The sequence below is a fragment of the Deinococcus aquaedulcis genome (genome assembly GCF_019693445.1).
GTDB classification, from domain to species: domain Bacteria; phylum Deinococcota; class Deinococci; order Deinococcales; family Deinococcaceae; genus Deinococcus; species Deinococcus aquaedulcis.
Genome location: NZ_JAHRBL010000010.1, coordinates 44,118 through 65,392 on the forward strand (window position 1 = coordinate 44,118; position 21,275 = coordinate 65,392).

Here is a 21,275-nt window from a genome sequence, read left to right on the forward strand (position 1 = left end):
TGTCCGTCAAAGACAGCGGAGTAAGCGGAATGGGGAAGGACGCCCTTGGCATCAGGTTGCAAGGGGAATAGCTGTCAAGTCCTGGGGCGCTGCAAAAATGCCTTCACCGTGCCCAGGCTGCCTGTCTCCAGCAGCAGTTCGCCGCTGGGGCGGTGCAGCAGGGCGGGCGTGCGGGCCAGGCCGTGCCGCCCGGCCAGCGCCTCAAAGTCGGCCGGGCGCTCCTGGCGGTGCAGCACGTCAATCTGGTGGTCAAACGCGCCGCGCAGGGGCAGGGCCAGCATCCGGGCCAGCACCTCGCAGGCCGCGCACTGCGCCTGCGTGAACAGCACGAAGGGGCGCTCAGCGGACATATGGCGCCTCCTCGGGCCACAGTTCTTCAAAGTCGGCGTCGGTCAGCGGCTCGGCGCGCAGTTTGGCGTAGCTGCTGCCCTTGGCGCTGAAAAAGTCGTGGGTGGTGCCCCGCGAGCGGATGCCGTTCAGGACCACGGGGTTCACGTCCTCTTCCTCGAACAGGCGCGGCAAACTCAGGTTGTCAGCCAGCACATTGAAGTTAAAACGCAGGAAGCGCGTGGCGTCGTCAACAAGGCCCAGGCGGCGGTAAAGCATGTCGGTGTAGGCCAGTTCGTTCTCGTACAGGCGCCACACCACCGCCTCGTACCACGCCGCTGCGTCGGCCTGCTGGGGCTCGCTCAGGGCGGCGAAGCGCTCCTGGGCCAGCAGGGCCACGTACACGCCGTGCACCGCTTCGTCCAGAATGATCAGATTGAAAATCTCGCCTGCCGACACCATCCGCCCCTGGCCGGCCAGCAGCAGGGGGTAGTAAAAACCGCTGTAGAACAGGGCCGTTTCCAGCAGGCAGGAGACAACCATCTTGCGCCACAGCCCAAAGTCAGAGCGGTCGGGGTCCTCGAACACGTCCTGCAAAAAGGCAATCTTGTATTGCAACTGCGGCTGCTGCGTGACCCACTCGAACAGCGCCCGTTCCTGGGTGGTGGTCAGGAAGGTCTTGTTCATCAGGCTGTAGGAACGCGCGTGAACGTCTTCCATCATGCCCTGGAACTGCAGCGTGGCCTTGCGAATGTGGCCGTCCACCAGGGCGCGCAGCGCAGGCATACCCACCTCGCCCTGCAGGGTGTCCAGTGCGTTCAGCCCCGCCGAGGCGTGCATGTAGGTCCAGCGTTCGTCCTCGCTCAGGCCCTGCCAGGACAGCGCGTCGTTGGACAGTGGAATCTCGTCGGGAAACCACAGCTGCGAGGTGTATTTCTCGTAAAAGGCAACCGAGAAACTGTCTTCCGGCTCGCTCCAGTTGGTGGCGGTAAATGGGGTGGTCATAGAAACCTCTGGCAGGGGGAGTGGGGGAGGGGGGATGTACGCTGGCTCATGGCTCATGGCCCCCCCTACACCGCGCACCCGGCGCAGTCCTCCACGCTGACCTTCTTCAGCCGCGTGTAATACAGCGTTTTCAGACCGCGCGCGTAGGCGTACAGGTAATAGCGCTGCAGGGTGCGGGTGCTGGCGGTGCTGGGCACGAACAGCGTGCAGGAAATGCCCTGGTCTACGTGTTTCTGCGCGGTGGCCACCGTGTCAATCACCCGGCGCTGGTCCATGTCGTAGGCTTCCTCGTAAAACCATTCGGTCAGCTCGTTCAGGTGCGGCATGGGGTAGACCGTGCGCGCCTTGTTGCTGGTGCGCGTTTCCACCCGTTCGGTCACCGGCATGATGCTGGCCGAAGCGTGCGAGACATAGCTGATCGAGCCGGTGGGCGCAATCGCCATCACGAAGGAGTGCGCCAAGCCGTGCTGCTGGATGTCGGCCACCAGCCCCGCCCAGTCCTGGCGGGTGGGGAGCGTGTGGCCGGCGAACAGGGCCTGAACCTCGGGCGTGCGCGGCGCGAAGTCCTGCTGCAGGTACTGGGCAAAGTGCTCGCCACTCTGGTAGCGGCTGCCTTCAAAACCGCTGAACACAAAGCCGGTGTCGCGGGCAATCTCCATGCTGGTGCGGCGGGCGTGGTAGTGCACGGCGGCGAAGTACACGTCCACAAATTCCAGCGCTTCCGGGCTGCCGTACACCAGTTCGTTTTTGGCCAGAAACGAATGCAGGCCCATGGCCCCCAGGCCCACCGAGCGCATCTCGTCGTTGGCACGCTTCACGGCCGGCACCTCGTGAATGGCCGTGGAGCGCGCCACGTTGTCCAGCAGGCGCACAGCCGCCCGCACCACCCGCCCCAGATCACCGCTGGCGAGGCTCTGCTCTATGACCAGCGAGGCGAGGTTGCAGCTCACGTCCAGCCCCACCTGATCGCGGTGTTCCTGGCCGTAGGGGTAAAAGGTGCTGGGCCGCGTGGGCTGCAGAATCTCGGAGCAGAGGTTGCTCATCTTGATGGTGCCCACGTTGGGAATGGGGTTGGCGCGATTGGCGTGACCCTCGAACAGCAGGTAGGGATAGCCGCTCTCGCCCTGCGTCACCGCGATCTCTTCGAGCACCCGCCGCGCCGAGACGCGCTTTTTGCGAAGGCGGGGATTGGCGGCCAGCGCCTCGTAGTCGCGCGTCCAGTCGATGTCGGTGAACTCACGCCCGGTTTCCTGGGCAAGCGAGTGGGGGTAAAACTGGTAGATGTCCTCGCCCGCGCGCGCCTTGGCCATGAAGATGTCGGGAATGGTGGCGCCCACCGAGAGGGTTTTCAATCGGGCGTCCTCGTCGGTGGCAATTTTCTTGGCGCTCAGGGTATCCAGAAAGTCGGCGTGCAGCACGTTCAGGTAGATGGCCCCGGCGCCGGGGCGCTGCCCGGCCTGATCGGCGTAGCGCAGCATGTGGTCCAGCATCTTGGCCACGCCCATCACACCCTTGGTGACGTTCTGCAGGCCCCGCAGCGATTCGCCCCGGGCGCGCAGGTTGCTGAGCTCCACCCCAATCCCGCCGCCGCCCTTGGACAGCTCGGCCACAAAGGCCAGCGTCTTGGTGATGGAATCCAGGTTGTCGGTACAGTCCTGCAGCAGAAAGCAGCTCACCAGCCGCCCCGTGTTCGCCTTGCCAGAGTTCATCAGGGTGGGCGTGGCCGGGGTAAAGGTCTGCGTGACCAGGTGCTCCACCAGTTCCAGGGCCCCCGCGCCAGAGTCGCTGCGGGCCAGGGCGGTCACGCTGAGGCGGTCCTCGTAGCGCTCCAGCCACGCCGTGCGGTCGGGGGTCATGGTGGCGTACTCCGAGTAGAACTTGTGGGCGCCCATAAACGAGCGGAACTGAAAGCCCAGCGCCTCGGCCCGCGCGAAGACCGCCTGCACCTCCTGCGGCGCGTAGCGCGCAAACACCCCGGCGTCCCACACGCCGCGCGCCACCAGCGCGTCAATTCTGGCCTGCAGGCTGGGAAAGGCCACCATGTTGGGCCGGACCTTCTGCGAAAGGTAGCTCTCCAGCGCGGCCTGATCAAAGCTCGTGTCCACGGCCGTGCCCGAGAGCACGCGGTTATTCAGTTCGGTCCAGGGGTCCATAGCGGGGTCCTTTTGGGGGAATGAAGTTCGGTGGGCTGGGTCTGCGCGCGCAGCCACGCGGTCACCTGCGCGCGGTCGGCGGCGGTGCCCCCTTTGTTCAGGCGGGCCACCAGCGGCACGCCGTACTGGGCAGCGATCAGGGTGCCGGCCCGCGCAAAATGGGCGCCCCAGTGGTAGCTGCCGCTGGCGACCACGCCGCGCAGGCCAGCGGCGTGCTGAGCCAGAAACGCCTGGGTGCTGGCGGGCACCTGCCCCTGCCCGAAGGTGTAGGTGAGCAGCAGGTAGGGCCCGGGGGGGGCGCCGTAGCTCACTTCATGCACGGGCAGCCCGCCGGCTTCACGGGCCACCGCCTGGGCAAAGCGCCGCACGTTGCCGGTCAGGGAATCAACGACCAGCTGCACGGGGCTCCAGGGTGGGCACGGCCACCGGCTGCCCCTGGTCGTCCAGGGCCACCAGGGTAAAGGTGCCGGTGCAGGCCAGTTCGCGCTCATCGCTGTACAGCGCCTCACGGAACAGCTCGACCAGCACGGTCATGCTGGTGCGCCCGGTGCGAACCACGCGGGCCACCAACTCCACCAGTGAGCCCTGCGGAATGGGGTGACGGAACTCCATGGCGTCCAGATGGCGGGTGACCACCTTGCGGCGGCAGTACCGGGTGGCAGCGATAAAGGCGGCCGAATCCATTAAGGACAGGGCTTCGCCCCCAAACAGGGTGCCGTGGTGGTTGGTGTGGCCAGGAAACACGGCGTGCGTGACACGGGTTTCACCCGTAAAGGGCCGCACCGGGGGTGCTGAAGGAGGCGGGGCCGAAGTGGGCAGGGCAGCGTCAGGCAAAACGACCTCGGCTGACCGCTGGGGGCAGGGTCAGCAGGACAGCGCCCCCTGGGGCCAGGGGCGGCGAAGGTGAACCTGGGCCAACAGGGGGCCGGCAGGTTAAAAAAGGGTATTCATGGGGTGGCCCGGCGGGCACACGCGTTACAGGGTTAAGCCGTCACAAAACCAACCACCTTGCGCTCCTGACGCGGGAGCAGAAAAAGGGCGAGAACTCCGCGAGGCGAGCGTTCGGACTGAAAACCGTGGCGCGACCGTGCCGGACTGAAGGCCCCCGGGGTGGGGACCGTGACCGGACTTCCCTCTGTTCCTGCGGAGTGTTGCCACGCGGCAACAAACGTGCCGAGTCTACAGTTTGTACCCCGGCCGGTCAAATGGGCCCAGCAGGTACAAGATCTGGACAGCAAAAGAAACGCAGCCTCTGGGCGAGAGCTGCATTCTGGCTTTCCAGCGGTTCTGTGCTTCGGCCGTCTCCGGCTGGTCCTGCCTCATGGCTCATGGCCCAGAGCCCGCAGCCCCCAGCCCTTACACCTTTACAAACTCCTGCACGCCCATCACGAACATCACCGCTCCGCCCACCGGCACCTCCACCGGGTCGTTCACCAGGCCCTCGTTCTGCTCGCCCATGGGTACGCTGGGGGCCACGAGGCGGGTGCGGGTGCGGCAGGTGCGCTGGACGTGGCGCTTGAGTTCGTCCAGCCGCTCGTCACTCACGCCAATCATCAGCGTGGTGTTGCCCTCGCGCAGGAACCCGCCGGTGCTGGCCAGCTTCGTGACTTCAAAGGCGTTTTGCGACAGAACGCGCACCAGGGCGGTGGCGTCGGCATCCTGAATCACGGCCAGCACAAGCTTCATGCCCCGCACAATACCAGACCGACTATTTGGGCGCCGTCAGCTGCCTGCCCCTAACAGCAAAGCCCCCGCACAGGGGCGGGGGCAGCAGTTCAGCACAGAATCAGGCGACGTTCTTCTTCCGCCCGGCCTTTTCCGGGGCGGCGTTCTCCTGCCCCAGAGCCTGGGTTTCTTTCAGGCGGAAAATCACGAGGCTGCCCACAAAGGTGCAGGTGATCATGCCGTGGGCGTTGAGCAGGCTCAGAGCCGCCATCACTTCTTCACGGGTCATGCGCAGCTGCTCGCTCATGTACAGGGCGCTGTCGGCGCGGCCTTCGAGGTAGTCACGGACCTTCTTGGCGCTCTCGGTCAGCGGGGTGGCGGGCACGTCAGCCAGACCGGGGTCCGCCAGACCGTACACGGCGCGGGTGCCGGTGCCGGGCAGGCGGCGCACGCGGCCCTGGTCCAGCAGGCTGGCCAGCGCGGCGCGCAGGTGCGACAGGGCGAGGCTCGTGGTCTTGGCCAGTTCCGTTTCAACCCATTCGGGCTTGCTTTCCAGCGCCTTCAGAACCAGCTTCTCGTTGGCGCGCCGGGTTTCTTGCAGATCTTCAAGGGTGGGGGGATTAAACATGTAACGCCTCCGGGAGGACTGCGGCGGTGGGCGCGGCGCGGAGCCAGCGCCGCCACAGAAAAAAAGGTGCGAAACCAGTGTGGTCCAGCGCCACCCGTTCAGGCAGGATGGGGGACCGGAGAACACGCGACTTTGGCCGAAAAGATGCGCCCAGTTGCGCAACTTTCCTATTGTTACAGATCTTTTCTCATCTTGCATGAGCTGCGGGGGACTTGCATTTAAGGCGCGTCCTATGAAGCGGAACAGGAGAAAAAGACAGTCAAAATGGGCTTTGTGGCCTCATGGGCTACTCACTTGTACAGGTGTGGGACAGCAAGTTAGGCCACCGGCTGTTTCCCAAGCCGCCTCTGGCAATCAAAACATCCAGCAATTGGCTCTGAAGCAGGTCCTTGCCTGCGTGCTCCTGAAAGTCCGGCAAACCTCTTCATTCAAGCATCCGGCACCGCTCTCCCTTCAGCACAAGCGTCCGCGCTGATCGTTGTTCCTTGACTTCTGGGCCAGGAACTCTTAGGCCACCTTGCACGTAAGCTCTTTGTAACCACGCTCACGCTGTGTGGAAGGAGACGAATGCTGGAACTGCGCGACATCACCAAGACCTACGGCACATTCACGGCGCTACGGAGTGTGACCCTGCACGCCGAGAGCAATCAGGTGTTTGGCCTGCTGGGGCCCAACGGCGCCGGCAAAACCACCCTGCTGCGCATTATGGCCACGCTGCTGCAGCCCGACCGGGGCTCGGCCACCCTGGCGGGGCACGACATTCACGCCGACCCCGAAGGCGTGCGGCGAGTGGTTGGCGTGGTGAACGGCGGCATGGGGCTGCCTGCGCGCCTGACCGGCCGGGAAATTTTGCGGTCCTTTGCGGTGCTGTATGGCCTGAGCCGTACCCAGGCCGACGCCCGCATTGCCGAACTGGATGCGCGGCTGGAACTGGGCCGCACCCTGGACACGCGCGCCGGGGAGTATTCCACCGGGATGAAACAGAAGGTGGTGATTGCCCGCGCCGTGATTCACGACCCCCCCGTGCTGATTCTGGACGAGGCGGCCAGCGGCCTGGACATTTTTGCCCGGCGCACGCTGCTGGACTTCGTGCAGGCCACCCGCGCCCCCGGGCGCCTGACGGTGTATTCCACCCACGTCATGAGTGAGGTCGAAGAGGTCTGTGACCGCGTGGCGATTCTGCACGAGGGTGCCCTGCTGGCCAGCGGCACCCTGAATGAGTTGCTAGCGCGCACCGGCGAGCGCACACTGGAACGCGCCTTCTTTGCCCTGGTGCGCCCGGGGGTGGCCCATGCGGGCTAGAGGCCTGCGCCCGGCGCTGGTCTGGCAGGTGGCCACGCGCGACCTGCTGGGCACCCTGCGCGACCGCCGCACCCTGAACGCCACCATCCTGATGCCCCTGATCCTGATCCCGCTGCTCACACTGGGCCTGCCCCTGATGATGGGCGGCCTGATCGGCGGGCAGCAGCAGGCGCGGCAGACGGTAGGCATCAGTGGCACCATTCCAGCCGCCCTGCGCGCCGCCCTGGAGCGCGACGAGAAACTGCCCGACGGCACCGTGGTGCGAGCCGGCGTAGACCTGAAAACCGTGGCCGATCCCACCCAGGCGGTGCAGGACGGCGAGGTGGACGCGGCCATCCGGCCGGTGGGCACCCTGCCGCAGCGTGCGGGCGACGGCACCGGCACCCTGGAACTGCACGCCAAGCTGAGCAATCTGCGGGCCCAGACCGGGGCCTACAGCAAGGTGTCAGACGTGGTGGAAGCGTACAACCGGGCGCTCGCCGTGCAGCGCCTGCAGGGCCTGGGCCTGAATGAACAGGTGCTCGCACCCATTGCCCTGAAACCCGTGGACGCCAGCACCCAGCAGGAGCAGCGCAGTGGGCAACTGGCCTTTCTGATTCCCATGCTGATGCTGCAGTTCATCCTGTCTGGGGGCATGGCGACCGCGCTGGACGCCACCGCCGGGGAAAAGGAGCGCGGCACCCTGGAAAGCCTGCTGGTGGCCCCTGTGCGCCGCGCCGAGGTGGTGGCGGGCAAGCTGCTGGCGACCACCCTGACCGCCCTGACCAGCGCCGCCTTCAGCGTGGCCGGCTTCGTACTCAGCGGGGTGGCCATGCGCCTGTGGCTGCAAAACCAGCCGCAGCAGCAGGCCATGCTGACCGAGGGCCTGGGCGGTCAACTCAGCCTGAGCGTGGGCAGCACGCTGGCGCTGCTGGGCGTGGCCTTGAGTGCCGCGCTGCTGATCAGCGCCCTGCTGATTTCGGTGGGCATTTTCGCGCGGTCATTCAAGGAAGCTCAGACCTACGTGGCACCCATTACGCTGTTTCTGGTGCTGCCGGCGATCCTGCTGCAGTTTGCAGACTTTCTGCAGATTGGCCTGGGCGCCTACGCCATTCCGGTGATTGGCGGCATGATCGCCATTCTGGACGCCGTGCGCGGCACGCCCGACGCCGGGCACGTGCTGCTGGCGATGGGTGTAAACCTGCTGGGCGCCGCCCTGCTGGCCCTGTTCGCCCTGCGCTCGTTTGGACGCGAGGAAGTCATTTTCCGCAATTAGGACGATACAGAGGTGGAGGGGTGGCCTGAGAGAGGGCCACCCTTTTCTTTGGCGGCAACCAGGGGCGCACGGAACACGTTGTGCCGTCAAAGGGCTTTTCCCGCTGACTTTTGTTCTGTCGGCCCTGGTCGGCGGGGCAGGCAGTGTCTAGAATGCCCCGGCGATGAGGGTGGCGGTGTTGGCAGACATTCACGGCAATGCCGACGCCCTGCGCGCGGTCCTGGCTGACGCAGCGGCGCAGGGGGCCGAGCGCCTGATCGTGAACGGCGACGTGGTCAACCGGGGCCCGGATTCGGTAGAAGCGCTGGAGCTGCTGCTGGGCCGCGCAGATGTGACCTTCACTCTGGGCAACCACGACGATTTACTGCGGATGTGGCACGCGCGCAGCGACACCCTGCCGCCAGACTGGTTTGCCGATCCCTTCTGGGGCGCCACCGACTGGAGCGCACAGGCGCTGGACCGCGCTGGCCTGCTGCACGCCAGTGCTGCGTGGCCCCTGACCACTGAACTGTTTGAACCCGGAGCGGGGCGTGTGCTGCTGGCCCATGGCACCGCCGACCACTACCGCGAAAGCCTGAGCGAGCGCACCCCGCCCGAGCGGCTACAGGCCCTGCGCCGCCGCAACGGGGCCGCACCCTACGACGTGCTGGTGGGCTCGCACATTCACCGCCCGGCCCACGCGGTCATGGACGGCACGCTGGTCCTGAACACCGGGGCTGTGGGCGCCCCGGCCAACCACGACCCGCGTGCCCAGTATCTGCTGCTGACGGCCACTCCTGAAGGTTGGGTGCCCACCTTCCGTGCGGTGCCCTACGACCAGCGCGGCGTCCTGCGCCGCTTTGAAACTAGTGGCTTGCTGTGCACCGGCCTGAGCGCCGAGATTTTCCGCGAGGAGCTGCGCACGGCCCGCAGCCTTTACACGCCCTACTGGACGTGGACCGAGGAAACCGGCACCCCCCGTACACCGGACAGCTGGGCAGCCTTCCTGAACACCCTGGCGGTCTGTAGCTGATAAAGGCTACAGGCCGTGCTCCGGGCCATCGAAAGGGCCGTGACGAAAAGAGCCGTATTCATTGAGTCGCGCCGGCTGCACTCTGGCCAGCCCTGGCAGCGGTGCTGAAAGCAAGTTCGCCTCAAAACGTGGCTTTACCCCGCCCATCAAAAAGCCCCGCCAGAGGAGGCGGGGCCAATTTGAGTGAGAGGTCTTAGCGCAGGGTGGGAGGAATCAGCACGGTGTCAATGGCGTAGACCACGCTGGTGCCCGCGTCGGCGCGGGTGCTGACCATGCCGCCCGTGATGGTGTCGCCGCTGCGCACGCCAGCGCGCAGGCCGCCGCCCGTTTCCATCATCAGGTCAATCGAGCTGCCTTCCACGGAGCGCAGCTGCGCCACGTTCAGCGCCTGGTCAATCACGCGGCCGGTGACCACGTGGTACTGCAGCACCTGGGTCAGCTTGGCGGGGTCGGCCAGGAGCATGTCCAGCGTGGCCTGGGGCACCTTGGCAAAGGCGTCGTTGGTGGGGGCAAAGATGGTCACGTCGGCCGCCGTGAGGCTGGGCAGCAGGTTGGCCCGCTGCACGAGGCTCAGCAGGGTGCTGAACTGGGGCTGGCTCAGCACTTCCAGCAGGTTGGCGCCGTTCTGAGCCGGGGCCAGCGTGATGGTGGTGGTGGTCGTCGTGGTCGTGGTCGTGGTGGTCGCCGTCGTATCGGTGGTTGCCGCATCACCCGTGGGGGGCTGGGGCAGCACCAGATCAGGGGGCAGGAGCACCGCGCTGACCGGGTAGATAAAGCCGTTGCTGGCCTGGATGGGCGTGGTGGTCACCATCGCCTCGCCAATCATGGAGTTGGTGCCGTTCAGGGTCACGTCCAGGCTGGCGCCCTGCTCGCTGCGCAGCTGTCCGGCCTGGGTCAGGCGCGCGCTTTCCAGGCGCCCAGCCACCACGTGGTACAGCAGCACGGCCTTCAGGGTCTCGGGGTCGCTGGCAATCAGGGCCAGGGTGTCGGGGTCCACGGCCTCAAAGGCTTCGTTGGTGGGTGCAAACACCGTGTACTCGTTGCTGATCAGCACGTCGGTGAGTTCGGCGTCACTCAGCAGGTCGCGCAGGGTGGTGAAGCGCTCGTCGCCCGAGATCAGGTCGTACAGCGTGGTGGTGGAGACCTCGGTGGTCGTGGTGGTGGTCGTCGTCGTGGTGGTTGTGGTGTTGGTGGTGTTCGTGTTCGTGGTGACGGTGGTGCTCGCTCCCACGCTGACTGGGGTGGCCGGAATACGCAGCACGTCCACAGCGGCCGGCGCCGTGGTGGCCGGGGCCGTTGCTGCCGGCGCGGGGGCCGGAGCAGGCGTGGTGGCGGCAGGCGCTGGGGACGGAGCGGGGGTGGCGGCCGTGTTCATGGCGGGCATCAGCACGGTGTCAATCACATGGACGATACCGTTGCAGGCCATCACATCGGCGCGGGTCACGGTGGCGTTGTCCACCATCACCTTGTTGCCCATCTTGGTGACCAGGAAGCTGGAGCCCTGCAGGGTCCTGCCCGAGGACATGCCCATGACCTGCTTGGCGCTGACCTTGCCGGGCACCACGTGGTACAGCAGGATGTTGCGCAGCATGGTGGCGTCGTTCAACACCATCGCCAGCGTGTCGCTGGGCAGCTTGGCAAAGGCCGCGTTGGTGGGGGCAAACACCGTGTACTGCCCGCCCATCAGGGTCTGGCTCAGGCCAGCGGCCTCCACAGCGGTGGCGAGCGTGCTGAAGTTGGGATCGCTCATGACGATCTGCGCAATGCTGCGGCAGGGGCCACTGGCAGGGGCGGAGACGGGTGCACCGGCGCCGCCGGCGAGGGCGGGCGTGGCAAGCATCAGGCTGAGCGTGACAAAGCTGGTCTGCTTCTTCATGGACATCACCTCGAAAAGAAATATTGAACTGCTGATCCGGCCCCTAATCTTCACCAACCCGTCTGTAAAAGCAACTTTTGGAAGATTTAAGACAAGAGATGTAAATGAAAAAGACAGGGCTATTATGGTGCTTCTCATATTCACTTCATGACCTGAAGAATTCATTGAGAATTGAGAGGAGCATGGTCCGAAAGGTTGGGGCGGAGAGGTTGCTTACCAACCTGAAGGGGAGGGGAGAGCCTTCGACATACGCACGGGGCTGAGGGCCAGTGGGCCGCTTTGGCACCATGAAACCCTGACGACGTCGCCATCGCACGTTTCCGTGCTCAGCTCGCCCGCCGCTGGATGAGCTTCCCTCCGCTGCTGTTGGCGCCTGTTCTCTCTAGAGGCTGAGAGCACGGTTGAGCTTGCCGGGCCCGCCAGCGCCCTCTGCTGCTCAGCTTTGCCACTCCCCTGCAGGGGAAGAGCGATGAGGCGCAATGATTGACGCAGAATTTGTGTAGTGCCTTGGCACTGTCTGCGGCGGGGCTTATGTGCTGATGCGGTTCGGAAGGAGCCCCTCTTGCACCCTGCAGGTTGAGCGGACCCCACGGCGACTTGGGGCCCGCTTATCTGTGGCTGCAGGTGACAGGTTTAAGGCCTACGCGCCCAGCCCGCGTTCCCACTCAGCGGCCAAAATACTCCGGCAATTCAGCTTCGGTGATCAGCACCTCGCGGGGTTTGCTGCCCTGATGCTTGCTGACAATCTTCATGGCCTCCAGCATGTCCATCAGCTTGCCGGCCCGCGCGTGGCCCACCGAGAGGCGGCGCTGCAGACGCGACACACTGCCCTGACCTTCCTCAATGCAGATCTGCGCGGCCTGACGCAGCAGGGGATCAGAGAAATCCATGCTCGTCTTGTCGCCGCTGGGGCCGCTGGCCTCCACGCCACCCTCAAAGTCTGACCCGTAGGCTTCCACGAACGTGTCCTCGAACACCTGCCGCCGCAGTTCATCGGCAATGCGGGCGGATTCCACCTCGCTGATGTACGGGCCCTGCAGACGCACCGGCTTGATCAGACCCGGCTGGTAGAACAGCATGTCGCCCATGCCCGTCAGGCGTTCGGCGCCCAGGGCGTCCAGAATCGTGCGGCTGTCGTGGCTGCTGCTCACCGCAAAGGCAATGCGCGCGGGCACGTTGACTTTGATCAGGCTGGTCAGGATATCCACGCTGGGCCGCTGGGTTGCCAGCACGAGGTGCATGCCGGTGGCGCGCGCCATCTGGGCGAGGCGCATGATCGCGCTTTCCACTTCCTTGGGACTGGTGATCATCAGGTCGGCGAGCTCGTCAATGATGATCACGAGGTGGGGCAGTTCCGTTTCGCCCACCTGCCGCATCTTGGCGTTGAACTGCTCCAGGTTCTTGGCGCCCACCTGGCTCATCATCTTGTAGCGGCGCTCCATGTGGGCCACGGCGCCCAGCAGCACGCCCGCCGCGTCCACCGGGTTGGTGACCACGCCGCGCACCAGATGGGGAATGCCGTCGTAGGGCGTGAGCTCCACCATCTTGGGGTCAATCATCAGGAAGCGCAGTTCGGTGGGCAGGTACTTGAACAGCAGCGAGGTGATCAGCGTGTTCACGCACACCGATTTGCCCGAGCCCGTGGAGCCCGCCACCAGCAGGTGCGGCATTTTGGCGAGGTCGCCCACCATCAGTTCGCCGTCAATGCTCTTGCCCAGGATGATGGGCAGCTTGGCGCGGGTGTTCTTGAAGCTGGGCGCGTCGGCGGCCTGGTGGAAGGTTACGGGTTCGCGTTCAGCGTTGGGCACTTCCAGGCCAATCACGCTTTTGCCAGGCACTGGGGCTTCCACGCGCACGCCGCCCACGGCCAGCGCGCGGGCAAGGTCGTTGGACAGGCCCGCAATGCGGCTGATCTTTTCACCGGGGGCCGGCTCGATCTCGTAGCGGGTGACGGTGGGGCCCCGGGCGTAGTCCACCACGCGCGCCTGCAGATTGAAGTGCCGCAGCGTCTCGTCAATCAGCCCGGCGCGCTGCCGCGCCGAGATGTCCAGCGCCGCCGTGTTCAGGGCAGCGGCCGGAATGGGGTCCAGCAGCCGCTCATCGGGCCGGGCCAGCGGCAGCGCACCCTGCACCGGGCGGGGGCTGGGGTTGGGCTCGCCGGTAAACAGGGGGAGCTGGGTGGCGGGTTTGGGGGCCGTCTTCTCGGGCGCGGGGCTTTCCCAGGGGGCGGCCGGTGATGTCCCACTCGCCGGCCCGGTGGCCGAAGCAGGCGGGCCAAAGGGCAGGTCGTCGTCTTCCCAGCCGGAAAAGGGGTCCATGCCGTCCGGGGCGCCCTGGAGCAGTTCGCCCAGATCGGGGTCGGGGGTGGGCATAGGCGTGGGCACCGGGGCCGGGCGGGTGATGGCCGGGGGGCGAGGGGCAGCAGTGGGGGCAGCCCGGTCGGGGCTGAGGTCGAGGTGGGGTGTTTCCAGCGGCCGGACCTCGTCGGCCTGTTCTGCCGGGGGCGGCGCCACCACGGCTGCGCGCGCGCCAGCCGGCGGGCTCCACAGCGGGGCGGCGGGTTCGGGGCTGGGGGCCGCCACCGCGCCAGAGAAATCACTGGTGAAGTCGAAGTCCAGGGTGGGCATGCCGGAGACCGGCATGGTCATGGCTTCCACGCGGCGGCGCGCTTCCTCTTGGGCCTGGGCCAGCACCGCGCGCCAGCCGGCGGGATCAATCACGGTGCCTTCGGGGTCGGCGCTCAGGGCCTCGGCGAGCTGGGTGGCGACCTCGGTGGGGGCACGGTCAAAAGCGGCGGTCAGTTCCGGCCAGCCGCTGTAGGCGGCGGCGCGGCCCCGCCACGCCGTGACCTCGCGGGCCAGGGCGGCCCATTCCTCACGACGGGCCCGGTGGGCGGGCCACTCGCGGGCCAGTGCGGCGCTGTCGGCCTTGTTCAGGGCCTTTTCGGCGGCCTTGCGCTCGCGCTCCAGGCGTCCGGCCCGCACGGCGAGGCGCTGGGCCTCGGCCACCAGGGCGCGGCGCCAGCGTTCCAGGGCGCCGCACGCCTGGGTGCTGGGCAGTTCCGTGCTCAGCTCGTGGCGCCCGGCGCGGATCTCGTTGGCGGCGGCTTCACTTAGGGCGCCAGCCTCGGGGGCTTCGGCGGCCACCTCTTCGCGCAGGTCGCGCGCGGCGTTGCCCACAAAGGTGTCCAGCAGGGTGCGCCAGCCGGCGAGGTCGCGTTCCAGGTTCTTCAGTCCGGCCGTGTCCAGGCCGCGTACCTCGCGCGAGGCGGCGCGCAGCTCCTGCTGCAGGTCGCGCAGGCCCGGGTCTTCGGGCAGCAGGCGGCGCAGGTCGTCCAGTTCGCGGCCCAGCGCCGAGAGGCCCTGGCGGGCTTCGGTGCGCACCCGCGCCGATTCGCGCCCGCCCTGCCGGGCTTCCAGGGCGCCCTGCACCTGCGCCGCGCTGCCGCCCAGCAGCACACTGGTGTGCCGGAAGAAGCCTTTGAGCAGCGTAAAGGGCGCCAGGCGCAGCATCAGCTCGGCGCCCAGGGTCAGGGTGATCAGTGGCAGCAGCGCCGCCAACACGCTCAGCACCGCGCGCAGCGGCCCCATGACCCGCGCGGCCAGTTCGCCTGCCTGACCGGGCTGCGCCACCTCATGCAGCGCCAGCAGGGAGACCACCACCACCACGCCGCCCAGCACCCGGCGGGTGAGGTTGCGCAGGTCACGGCCCAGAAAGACCAGGGTGCCGTAGGCCACCGGCACCACCGGCAGCAGCCACGCGGCCCAGCCCAGGTTCGAGAGCAGCAGCGTCCGGGCCTGCCCCATGAATTGATCGGGGGCGGCCTCTGGCTGCGGCAGAAACACCGTCACCCCCAGAAAGATCCCCAGAGCGAACAGCACCAGGCCCAGTGCCTCTCCATCGAACTGACTGACCGGAGCGGCCCTCCTTTTCGCCTTCGCCATAGGGGGCAGTGTAGCTCAAATGGGGGGGTGTGCTTGGCGGCCAGGACGGTGTTTCGGGTGGGTTGGGTTGTGAGGTGGCGCTTCGTGGGTGGCCCCACCCCCCCAGCCCCCCTACCCCAGACTCGCAGAGCTGCGTAGCAGAGGGGCAGGGGGGAGCGGCGCTGCGCTGGGCAAGAGTTTCTACTGACGTTGACTGGGTTGCTCTCCTTGATGACGTGTCCGGCCTCGACGCCATCCTCCGCCCCATCGCAAGGGCCCGCGCGCTTCGCGCACGACGGCCTCGTCTGGACCTGGGCGGTACGGGGGCAAGAAGGCTTGATGCGTGCCAGAAGGTTCTACTTTTGAACAGACCAAAGCAAATGCGGGATGGGGGTGGGCCTTCTGGCCCCGTCTATTTCTTCCGTGCTGGGGGGCATAATGCGGGGTATGCGCTTGCTGCTGCCGGAGGTGCTGCGCCGTGAGGTGTGGCGGCATGCCCGCGCGGAGGCGCCGCGTGAGTGTGTGGGGGTGCTGGGAGGACGGCAGGAGGGGGAGACCTGGGCGGCGCAGACGCTGTATCCGCTGCCCAACATTGACCCGGCGCCGGAGCGCGCGTATCTGGCTGATCCCGGCCACCTGCTGCGGGCGTGGCGGGCCATGCAGGCCGAGGGGCTGGACCTTGTGGCCCTGTACCACAGCCACCCGCGCGGTCCGGCCGGGCCCAGCGCCACCGATCAGGCGCTGGCGGCCTACCCGGTGCCCTACCTGATTGCGGATCTCAGCACCGGCACGCTGCGGGCCTACCTGTTGCCGGGTGGGGAAGAGGTGGGGGTGGAGGAGTAGGCAGCGGTGCGCGGGGAGCCGCTTTCTGCCGACCGCGCACCGCTGCCCGCCTCCCTATCCCAGCCGCCCAATCCGCTCCAGCAGCCAGCCGAAAAACGCTTCATCGCGCACGCCCATGGCCACCTGGGCATTGGCGGGCTCGTCTGTCACGCCGTACAGGTCGCACATGGTTCGGCCGAGGTTCAGGCCCGCCTGGGTTTCGACCTGCACGTTCATGGGTTGCCAGTCCAGCAGTTCTGGGCGCAGGGCCGCCGCCACCGCCAGCGGGTCGTGCAGCGCGCCGCCGTTCATACCGTAGCGGCGCTGGTACACCCCGGCGTAAAAGGTCAGGAGTTCGGCGCACACCGCCCCGGCGCGGTTGCCCAGCGCCCGCAGCGCGGCCACGCGGTCTGGCGTGGCAATGCACCCCATGGTGGCGTTCAGACCCACCATCTTCAGCGGCACGCCGGCCTGAAAGACGATCTGCGCCGCGTGGGGGTCGGCCAGGGCGTTGAATTCGGCAGCGGGGGTGCGGTTGCCCTGTGCCGAGGAACCGCCCATCCAGACGATCTCGCGGATCAGGGGCGCGATGTCCGGGGCCAGCCGCAGGGCCAGGGCCACGTTGGTCAGCGGGCCGGTGGGCACCAGGGTCACCTCGCCGGGGCGCTCACGCACGGTGCGGATGATGAACAGGGCAGCGTGCTCGGCCTCGGGGGCGCGGGTGGGCGGGGGCAGGTCGTCGGCCGGCAGGCCGCTGTCGCCGTGGACAGCGGCGGCGCTGACGGCCGGCACCACCAGCGGCCGGTCGGCGCCGGGGTACACACGCACGTCAGCACCTGCCTCGCCGGCCAGCGCCAGCACCACGCCCGCGTTGTGGGTGGTCAGGTTCAGGCCCACGTTGCCGTGTACGGTGGTCACGCCCAGCACCTCGGCGTCTTCGGGGCTGGCCAGCGCCAGCAGCCAAGCCACAGCGTCGTCCAGGCCAGGGTCGCCGTCGAGAATCACGGGCAGGGGAGCGCGGGTCATGCGGGGCAGCATAACGAAAGAAGAGGGCTGGCCCCTCACGGGCCAGTCCCCTTCTTCAGAATTGCCGCTCAGGTTGTTTACTTGCCGACAAACACCGCTGTGGTCAGCGCCGGAACCGTCACACTGTTACCGCTGGCCTTGCTGGTCTTCACCGTTGCGTCGGTGCTGGTGGCCAGGACCGGGTGCAGGCTCAGGTTCAGGCCAGCCAGCGCCGCGTCGCTCAGGGTGACGCTCTGGCCGCTGGCGTTGAACACCACCACGACGTTGCGGTAGGGGTTGGTCGCGTTCACGGCGCCGCTGAGTTTCATGGCGATCACGCCGGGGGTCTGGTTCGGGCCCACGTTCAGGAAGGTCAGGCTCTGCTGCACCTGCGCGCCCGTTTCCATGCGGAAGAGGCTGCTGGAGTAGCGCACGCGCAGCATCTCGCGGTAGTGGTCAAAGGCGCGGGTGATCTCGGCCGTGCCCGGCTTCAGGGCCGCGTTGGCCAGCAGCGGGCGGTACAGATCCCAGTTGCCGCTGTTCTTCTCGGCGGGCGGCAGGCCCTTGCCAAAGCCGTTGCTGGCGCGGGTGTAGTCCAGGGTGTTGAACCAGTCGCCGCTGTTGTAGCTGTCGGTGTCAAAGCTCTTGGAGCGCAGAATCTCGTCGCCGGCATACGAGAAGGGCAGGCCCTGGCCCAGCAGCACCACGCTGTGCGCGAGGTTCTGCATGCGGGTGCGCTGCGCCGGGGTGGCATTGGCGGGCGCCTTGAGCAGCACCGCGTCATAGATGGTCTGGTTGTCGTGCGCGCTGACATAGGTGATGGCCTCGCGCGGGCTGGCGGCGTAGCCAGCGGGGGCCGAGCCGTACTTCAGGTCGGCGCCCGTCACGGTCTGGCCCGCCGCGTTCGTGAAGCGGTAGTCGCGCAGGTTGCCAGTCAGGCCAATGCGGACCAGATCGGCCAGGGCCAGCGCCTTATTCTTATCGGCATTCACGGGCAGGCCGTTGGGCAGCACGAACGCGCCCGTGGCAAAGCCCTGTTCCTGCAGGCCGCCGAAGGGGTTGCCGCCGCGCACCGCGTCGCGCAGGCGGTCATTGAAGGTGCCAATCCCCAGGCCGTACAGGTTGAGTTGCGTGGCGTTCTTGCCCCGGGCGTTGCTGGCCACCTCGCCAAAGTCCCAGCCCTCGCCGTACAGGTAGATGCTCTTGCCATCCACGCCGTCTTTTTGCACCGTCAGGGCGTCCAGCGCGGCGCGGGCGGCCTGCATGTCGGCCACCATGTGGTGCCCCATCAGGTCGAAGCGGAAGCCGTCCACCTTGTAGGCCCGGGCCATCAGCACCAGGGTGTCCACCATCAGTTTGCGCATCATGGCGTGTTCGGTGGCGGTGTTCGAGCAGCAGGTCGAGTTCTCCACCGCGCCATTGGCGTTCAGGCGATGGTAGTACCCGGGCACGATCTTGTCCAGCACCGACCGCTCTGCCTGTCCACTGGACGCCGTGTGGTTGAACACCACGTCCTGCACCACGCGCAGGCCCATGCCGTTCAGGGCCGCCACCATGCGGCGGTATTCCAGCGTGCGCTGGTCCGGGTTCACGGCGTAGCTGCCTTCGGGGACCATGTAGTGGTAGGGGTCGTAGCCCCAGTTGTAGGCGTCCTGGTCCTTCACAGCGCCAATGGCCTTCTGCTGCTCGTCGCTGTTGGGCGCGAACTTGCTGAGGTCGCCGGGGGTCTTCCACTGGCCCTTGTCCTCGTTGATGGTGGCAATGTCGAAGGTGGGCAGCAGGTGCACGGCCTTCAGGCCCGCGTCGGCCAGGGCTTTCAGGTGCTTGTTGCCGTTGCTGCCCGCCTGGGTAAAGGCGAGGTAGGTGCCGCGCTGGGCCGCCGGCACGCTGGCGTCGGCGGCGCTGAAGTCGCGCAGGTGCAGTTCGTAAAAGCTGAGGTCCGAGGCGCTGCGCAGCGCGGGCTTTTTCAGCGCGTCCCAGCCCTGGGGCTTCTGGGCGGCGTCGTTCAGGTCCACCATGACGCTGCGGGTGCTGTTGCGCGTCAGGGCCACCGAGTAGGGGTCAGTCACGAGGTTCGTTTCGATCTTGCCGGTGCTGGGGGCAAAGACCTTGACCTCGTAGCGGTAGGTGCCGCCCTTCCAGCCGGCCGCCCCCTTGGCCGTCCACACGCCCTGCGCGTCGCGCGTCATGGGCACGACCGTTTCGGCGCTCGATCCGCTGGTACTTAGGCGCAGTTTCACGTCCTGTGCCGTGGGGGCCCACAGGCGCACGGTGGGCACGTTGCCCTGCCACGTCACGCCCAGCGGGCCGTTGTAGGTGTACAGGTCGTCCAGCGCCCAGGCGGTCTGCACGCCCGTGGCGTCCAGCACGGTGCCGTCGGGCAGCACGCTGGACACGGCCAGTTGTCCGCGCAGGGCCTCGGAGATGCGGGCGCGGTCCTCGGCCCGCACGCGCAGCAGGGCGTAGTTCGCCAGATACGGCGCTTTGGCCTTCTGGGCCGCGCTCAGGCCGCCGTCCACGGGTTCCAGGGTCAGGCTGTCGCCGCCGTCCACACCCGCTGCTGTCAGCTTCAGGCCGGCGTTCTTGGCGGCGTGCAGGGTCAGGAAGGCGCCGGGCTGCACCAGTTCTGGCTTCACGGCAATCAGGTCGCGCGACAGCATGATCGCCTGCGCCCGCATCAGGTCGCCCACCTGGCGCACCGAGGTGTCGGGGCGGGTGGTGTACACCTGGGTTTTGCCGCTGACCACCCAGGCCTGATTGCCCTGTTCAGCGGCCAGGGTCATGTCGGGGCCGGGGTCCTTTTCGTCACCCTTGTGCACAATGAAGTTGAGCTTCTTCCAGTCTGTTTTCATGGGCACGTCCCAGTACACGCCAAACGAGTTGGTACCCGTCTGGGCCAGCGGCTTGGTCCACTCCACCTGCGCCGTGGTGTCTTCCCAGGCGTGCAGGCCCCAGCCCTCGTACTTGCCGTCCGGGCGGAAGTAATTGATCCGGGCAAAGCCGGCGGGCACGGGCGGGTCACTCAGGGCGGCGGGCGCGCCATAGGCGAATTCGGCCTTCCCGCTGGTCACCGTGACTTCGCGCCCCTTGGTCAGGTCGGCAAACATGTCGGCACCGGGGTCCTTCTCGTCGCCCTTGTGCACGATGAAGCCCACCTTTGCAGCGCCGGCTTTCAGCGGCACATCCCAGTAGGCACCGCCGGCGTCCACACCTGTGGGGGGCAGCGGCTTGGCCCATTCCACCGTGGCCGTGGTGTCTTCCCATACATGCAGGCCCCAGCCGTCGTACTTGCCGTCGGGGCGCACGTAGCGCACGCGCAGCACATTCTGGGGAATGGGAGTGCTTCCAGAGGCCGCTGTGTTCGCCGGCGCGGCTGGCGCAGCGGGTGTAGCAGGCGCCGCCTGCGCCACAGGCTGCTTTGTGGCGTCTACATTCAGCGCGGCGCCCTTGGCATAGGCCACATTCGTGCTGCCAGATTTCAGGAACAGCTCGCGGCCCTTGCTCAGGTCAAACCACAAATCAGCGCCGGGGTCCTTGTCGTCGCCCTTGTGGACGATAAAGCCCACTTTCTGCGCGCCCGGCTTCAGGGGAATGTCGTAGTACGCGCCCCAGTCGTCCTTGCCGCTCTGGGCCAGGGGTTTGGCCCATTCCACCGTGGCCGTGGTGTCTTCCCACACATGCAGGCCCCAGCCGGCATAGTTGCCGTCTGCACGCTGGTAATGTACGCGCGCTGTGTTGGCCGGCAGGGCACTTTGCGCCGCTGCCATAGCAGCCAGCGCGACCGTTAGCAGGGTCGCCATTTTTTTCATGTTGAGAGAATTGTAGCGGTTCCAAAGAGCAGGTCAGCCTATGGAGCCTAATCAAGAAAGGCGAGGGGCCGTCTCTGAGCCTGGGGCCCTCTGAGGCGCAGGAGGGTGGAGCGCGTGCGGATTTCGTTGAGACCGAGGGCAAAGTGTCACCGCCAGGCGCCCAGGAATGGCCGAAGCCCAAAGGGCAGTCTGCCCTTAAGGCCCCCCACACCTGCCCCTGTTCGCGCGCGCCTACCCTGCCCCCATGACTGGACGCCGCAGCGACGAAAGCACAACCCGCCCCGAGGAGCACCACAGCCACAGCGACGCCGAGAGCCTGCGCCACGTGCCGCACCACATCAGCGGCGTGCGGCAGGACAGCCCTGGCACCCACGATATTGGGGTAGAACACGGCGAGCCCAACCGCCAGAAGGACCCGGACAACGACCGGACGAACGACGGTTAAACAGAAAAAAGCGGGGCCGGGCGTGTGTCTGCCCGGCCCCGCTGCCTG

Annotated in this window: 16 protein-coding genes; 5 read left to right on the forward strand and 11 right to left on the reverse strand. The window is 67.0% G+C overall.

Annotated features, from left to right (window positions below; translation table 11 throughout):
- Positions 1-74 precede the first annotated feature (74 nt).
- The 7 genes from KMW22_RS12485 to KMW22_RS12515 all read right to left on the reverse strand — a co-directional run bounded on the left by KMW22_RS12485 (position 75) and on the right by KMW22_RS12515 (position 5,778).
- Positions 75-350: a thioredoxin domain-containing protein gene (locus tag KMW22_RS12485; RefSeq protein ID WP_221090381.1), complete on the reverse strand. Its 276-nt coding sequence runs from the start codon at positions 348-350 to the stop codon at positions 75-77.
- Entirely contained in the window at positions 340-1,332 is a 993-nt protein-coding gene (locus tag KMW22_RS12490) for a ribonucleotide-diphosphate reductase subunit beta (RefSeq protein WP_221090382.1), read from the reverse strand. The genes KMW22_RS12485 and KMW22_RS12490 overlap by 11 nt, the downstream gene beginning before the upstream one ends.
- Positions 1,333-1,397: 65 nt before the next feature.
- Positions 1,398-3,485 carry a class 1b ribonucleoside-diphosphate reductase subunit alpha gene (gene nrdE, locus KMW22_RS12495; protein WP_221090383.1) on the reverse strand — a complete coding sequence of 696 codons (2,088 nt, stop codon included), beginning with the start codon at positions 3,483-3,485 and terminating at the stop codon, positions 1,398-1,400.
- Entirely contained in the window at positions 3,464-3,886 is a 423-nt protein-coding gene (locus KMW22_RS12500; protein WP_328774685.1) for a ribonucleotide reductase stimulatory protein, read from the reverse strand. Before KMW22_RS12500 ends, nrdE begins: the two co-directional genes overlap by 22 nt.
- Positions 3,870-4,319, reverse strand: coding sequence for an acyl-CoA thioesterase (locus KMW22_RS12505; protein ID WP_407928444.1), 450 nt, complete (start codon positions 4,317-4,319; stop codon positions 3,870-3,872). The genes KMW22_RS12500 and KMW22_RS12505 overlap by 17 nt, the downstream gene beginning before the upstream one ends.
- Before the next feature lie 522 nt (positions 4,320-4,841).
- Positions 4,842-5,171, reverse strand: a complete 330-nt coding sequence (locus tag KMW22_RS12510) for a cyclic-di-AMP receptor (protein WP_174366391.1) — start codon at positions 5,169-5,171, stop codon at positions 4,842-4,844.
- A gap of 100 nt (positions 5,172-5,271) precedes the next feature.
- Positions 5,272-5,778 (reverse strand): transcription initiation factor IIE subunit alpha family protein, encoded by a 507-nt coding sequence (locus tag KMW22_RS12515; protein ID WP_107136248.1) that lies wholly within the window; start codon positions 5,776-5,778, stop codon positions 5,272-5,274.
- 567 nt (positions 5,779-6,345) lie between these two features.
- Between KMW22_RS12515 and KMW22_RS12520 the strand changes: the two genes are divergently transcribed.
- The 3 genes from KMW22_RS12520 to KMW22_RS12530 all read left to right on the forward strand — a co-directional run bounded on the left by KMW22_RS12520 (position 6,346) and on the right by KMW22_RS12530 (position 9,347).
- Positions 6,346-7,080, forward strand: a complete 735-nt coding sequence (locus KMW22_RS12520) for an ABC transporter ATP-binding protein (RefSeq protein ID WP_221090385.1) — start codon at positions 6,346-6,348, stop codon at positions 7,078-7,080.
- Positions 7,070-8,335 carry an ABC transporter permease gene (locus tag KMW22_RS12525; protein ID WP_221090386.1) on the forward strand — a complete coding sequence of 422 codons (1,266 nt, stop codon included), beginning with the start codon at positions 7,070-7,072 and terminating at the stop codon, positions 8,333-8,335. Before KMW22_RS12520 ends, KMW22_RS12525 begins: the two co-directional genes overlap by 11 nt.
- A 163-nt stretch (positions 8,336-8,498) precedes the next feature.
- Entirely contained in the window at positions 8,499-9,347 is an 849-nt protein-coding gene (locus tag KMW22_RS12530; RefSeq protein WP_221090387.1) for a metallophosphoesterase family protein, read from the forward strand.
- A 193-nt stretch (positions 9,348-9,540) separates the two neighbouring features.
- Here KMW22_RS12530 and KMW22_RS12535 read toward each other — a convergent pair whose 3' ends face one another.
- The gene (locus KMW22_RS12535) at positions 9,541-11,223 is read right to left on the reverse strand and encodes a fasciclin domain-containing protein (RefSeq protein WP_221090388.1); all 1,683 of its coding nucleotides are present in this window, start codon (positions 11,221-11,223) and stop codon (positions 9,541-9,543) included.
- Positions 11,224-11,888: 665 nt separating this feature from the next.
- On the reverse strand, positions 11,889-15,167 hold the full coding sequence (locus tag KMW22_RS12540) for a DNA translocase FtsK (RefSeq protein ID WP_221090389.1): 3,279 nt from the start codon (positions 15,165-15,167) through the stop codon (positions 11,889-11,891).
- A gap of 426 nt (positions 15,168-15,593) precedes the next feature.
- On the opposite strand from KMW22_RS12540, the gene KMW22_RS12545 reads away from it, so the two are divergent.
- Positions 15,594-15,989 (forward strand): Mov34/MPN/PAD-1 family protein, encoded by a 396-nt coding sequence (locus tag KMW22_RS12545; protein WP_221090390.1) that lies wholly within the window; start codon positions 15,594-15,596, stop codon positions 15,987-15,989.
- A gap of 54 nt (positions 15,990-16,043) precedes the next feature.
- Here KMW22_RS12545 and KMW22_RS12550 read toward each other — a convergent pair whose 3' ends face one another.
- Positions 16,044-16,994 (reverse strand): nucleoside hydrolase, encoded by a 951-nt coding sequence (locus KMW22_RS12550; protein ID WP_221090391.1) that lies wholly within the window; start codon positions 16,992-16,994, stop codon positions 16,044-16,046.
- Positions 16,995-17,071: 77 nt separating this feature from the next.
- Positions 17,072-20,782, reverse strand: a complete 3,711-nt coding sequence (pulA, locus tag KMW22_RS12555) for a pullulanase-type alpha-1,6-glucosidase (protein WP_221090392.1) — start codon at positions 20,780-20,782, stop codon at positions 17,072-17,074.
- A 244-nt stretch (positions 20,783-21,026) separates the two neighbouring features.
- Here pulA and KMW22_RS12560 point away from each other — a divergent pair, with 244 nt between their 5' ends.
- Positions 21,027-21,227 carry a hypothetical protein gene (locus KMW22_RS12560; protein ID WP_221090393.1) on the forward strand — a complete coding sequence of 67 codons (201 nt, stop codon included), beginning with the start codon at positions 21,027-21,029 and terminating at the stop codon, positions 21,225-21,227.
- Positions 21,228-21,275: the final 48 nt, after the last annotated feature.

Bases quoted from the DNA above. Each gene is read 5' to 3' on its own strand.
- KMW22_RS12485 (WP_221090381.1), bottom strand. From the start codon at position 350: ATGTCCGCTGAGCGCCCCTTCGTGCTGTTCACGCAGGCGCAGTGCGCG.
- KMW22_RS12490 (WP_221090382.1), bottom strand. From the start codon at position 1,332: ATGACCACCCCATTTACCGCCACCAACTGGAGCGAGCCGGAAGACAGT.
- nrdE (WP_221090383.1), bottom strand. From the start codon at position 3,485: ATGGACCCCTGGACCGAACTGAATAACCGCGTGCTCTCGGGCACGGCC.
- KMW22_RS12510 (WP_174366391.1), bottom strand. From the start codon at position 5,171: ATGAAGCTTGTGCTGGCCGTGATTCAGGATGCCGACGCCACCGCCCTG.
- KMW22_RS12515 (WP_107136248.1), bottom strand. From the start codon at position 5,778: ATGTTTAATCCCCCCACCCTTGAAGATCTGCAAGAAACCCGGCGCGCC.
- KMW22_RS12520 (WP_221090385.1), top strand. From the start codon at position 6,346: ATGCTGGAACTGCGCGACATCACCAAGACCTACGGCACATTCACGGCG.
- KMW22_RS12525 (WP_221090386.1), top strand. From the start codon at position 7,070: ATGCGGGCTAGAGGCCTGCGCCCGGCGCTGGTCTGGCAGGTGGCCACG.
- KMW22_RS12530 (WP_221090387.1), top strand. From the start codon at position 8,499: ATGAGGGTGGCGGTGTTGGCAGACATTCACGGCAATGCCGACGCCCTG.
- KMW22_RS12535 (WP_221090388.1), bottom strand. From the start codon at position 11,223: ATGAAGAAGCAGACCAGCTTTGTCACGCTCAGCCTGATGCTTGCCACG.
- KMW22_RS12540 (WP_221090389.1), bottom strand. From the start codon at position 15,167: ATGGCGAAGGCGAAAAGGAGGGCCGCTCCGGTCAGTCAGTTCGATGGA.
- KMW22_RS12545 (WP_221090390.1), top strand. From the start codon at position 15,594: ATGCGCTTGCTGCTGCCGGAGGTGCTGCGCCGTGAGGTGTGGCGGCAT.
- KMW22_RS12550 (WP_221090391.1), bottom strand. From the start codon at position 16,994: ATGACCCGCGCTCCCCTGCCCGTGATTCTCGACGGCGACCCTGGCCTG.
- pulA (WP_221090392.1), bottom strand. From the start codon at position 20,782: ATGAAAAAAATGGCGACCCTGCTAACGGTCGCGCTGGCTGCTATGGCA.
- KMW22_RS12560 (WP_221090393.1), top strand. From the start codon at position 21,027: ATGACTGGACGCCGCAGCGACGAAAGCACAACCCGCCCCGAGGAGCAC.